Source organism: Clostridium tarantellae, assembly GCF_009295725.1.
Classification (GTDB): Bacteria; Bacillota; Clostridia; order Clostridiales; family Clostridiaceae; genus Sarcina; species Sarcina tarantellae.
Map to the genome: position 1 here is coordinate 1 of NZ_WHJC01000429.1, position 2107 is coordinate 2107.

General features: G+C 22.2%; 2 protein-coding genes and 1 riboswitch. Both genes read left to right on the top strand.

The window, feature by feature from the left end; all coding sequences use genetic code 11:
• Positions 1-49: 49 nt before the first annotated feature.
• Positions 50-164: riboswitch (FMN riboswitch) on the bottom strand.
• A gap of 425 nt (positions 165-589) precedes the next feature.
• A complete protein-coding gene (locus GBZ86_RS15275) occupies positions 590-949 on the top strand; it encodes a hypothetical protein (protein WP_152892082.1) in 360 nt (119 codons plus the stop codon).
• A gap of 74 nt (positions 950-1023) precedes the next feature.
• The gene (locus GBZ86_RS15280; RefSeq protein WP_152892083.1) at positions 1024-1827 is read left to right on the top strand and encodes a hypothetical protein; all 804 of its coding nucleotides are present in this window, start codon (positions 1024-1026) and stop codon (positions 1825-1827) included.
• The last annotated feature ends 280 nt before the right edge of the window (positions 1828-2107 follow it).

Genomic DNA, 2107 nt, shown 5'->3' on the forward strand with positions numbered 1-2107 from the left:
GTTTATATACATTTTAATTTAACTTACATACTTACTTATAAAATTTTATATTTATCTTCTTCCATCCAGACTTTACTGTCGGCTTCGGAATTTCACCGAATCATACCATAAGGCTCGCGGGCTTTACCGCCGGTAGGGAATTTCACCCTGCCCTGAAGATTTATTAAATTGTATATTAATATGATACTTAACCCTAACTTTTTTGTCAATATTTTTAATGAAAATTTTAGGAGAAGTGCATGAAATTTTATAAATATATAAATAATACTATAATTTTCTAATCTTTAAATAAATCATATACTTAACAAATATTTTTATATTTTAAAGTAATTATTTTTATTATTTTATCAAAAAATAATAAAATTAAAATCAAATTTATTTTATACATTTATTCTAACATAAATTTATTCTTTTATTCTTTTATTCTTTTTAAACTTAAGTTATAATTTAATTAAATAATTTATTAAAAATATATTTTAGATAAATATTTGCTTTTATATATAATTATATTAATTTTTAAGGAGAATTAACTATGAAATTTTAAAAAATAACAAAAACTCTTTGTTGCATAGCGATTTTAGGTGCTAGTTTGAATTTATTGTCAAGTATTGTTTATTCTACAGGTAATTCGGCTGAGTACGATTACAGATTGCCAAGCTTGGGAACTAGATATACTAATTTAGCTATAAAACAAAGCCAGTCAAATATTGCACATAACGAGTGTGATTATTTTGGATGGGAAGGTTCAACAGTACTTTGTTGGGTGAATCAAGATAATAATGGTCAATTGACTCCCACATCTTCCTTTAAAAGAACTGGTAATATATTAATGTATTATGATAATAATATCGCTAAATCTTATTGGGGATGGAAAGTTAATATGGGACTAAAAACCTCTTCAGATACTTGGCATCAATGTGATGTACATGGATTTTTTACGCCATTTTAAATTTTAATAAAAACAACTCATGGATATATGTTATTAATGATATGTATCCATTCTTTAATTTTAGGAGGATATAAATGAAAAATTATTTTAAACAAGAATTTTACAGAGCACTTACCTCAAAAAATACTTTAATAACATTTTTAATAACTTTAATCTTATTTGTTACCCCTTTTATTTTCGAATATTCTATTCCTAAATGGAGTTTATGTAACTTTAAAGAAGTTTTTGATGGAATAGATATTTTCATTAAAATTACTAATGGCATTACTTCCGTAGGAATTTTACTAATTGTAGCACCTATTTTAGCATGTCTTCCATTTTCTACTTCATATTTAGAAGACAAAGAATCAGGATTTTTAAAATATATTTATATGAGAAAAAGTCAAAGAAAATATATTTTTATTAAAATTTTTATCAATGCTCTTGTTAGTGGATTAGCTATTTTAATTCCAGCAACATTTATGCTATTATTTTTAATAATTTTACTAGGAATTAATGTCAATAGCCTTAGTTCTAATGATTTTTCTGGAGCTTTTATGTATATATATAATTACTCTAAATTAGGATATGCTGTATTTTTATTAATTTCATTATTTATTTTTAATGTAATATTCTCAACCCTAGCACTAGGAGTATCCCCTTGGTTAAAAAATAAATATTTAACTATAGTTTTTCCTTTTTTCTATTATATATTTTCCGGAACAATTTTAGAAATATCAGGATTTAATAGAATTATAAACTTAAAAGCAACATACTTATTTACTTTAGGCTCATTTATGAGTGATACAAATATAATTTTATATCAATTAGGACTATTTATAGTTGGACTAGCTTTATTTTATTTTGGAGTGATATTTAAAGATGAAAAAAATATATAATTATATCTTATTTAATTTAAATTGTTTTAAAGTAAAAATAGCTTTTATTTTTTTATTTCTTTATTTGTTTTCGTTATATTTATTCATCATAAAAGAGCCTTTGAAAATTTCTTTTTATGATATTATCAATAATGGATTTTCTTATACAACATTAGTTTTTCCTTTAGTTTTATTTTATCTAATTATTATTTATAATTTAGAAGATAAAAATAGCTTTAATAAATATCTTTGTTTAAAATTTAAAAATAAAATAAATTTTTACAATACTCATGTATTAACT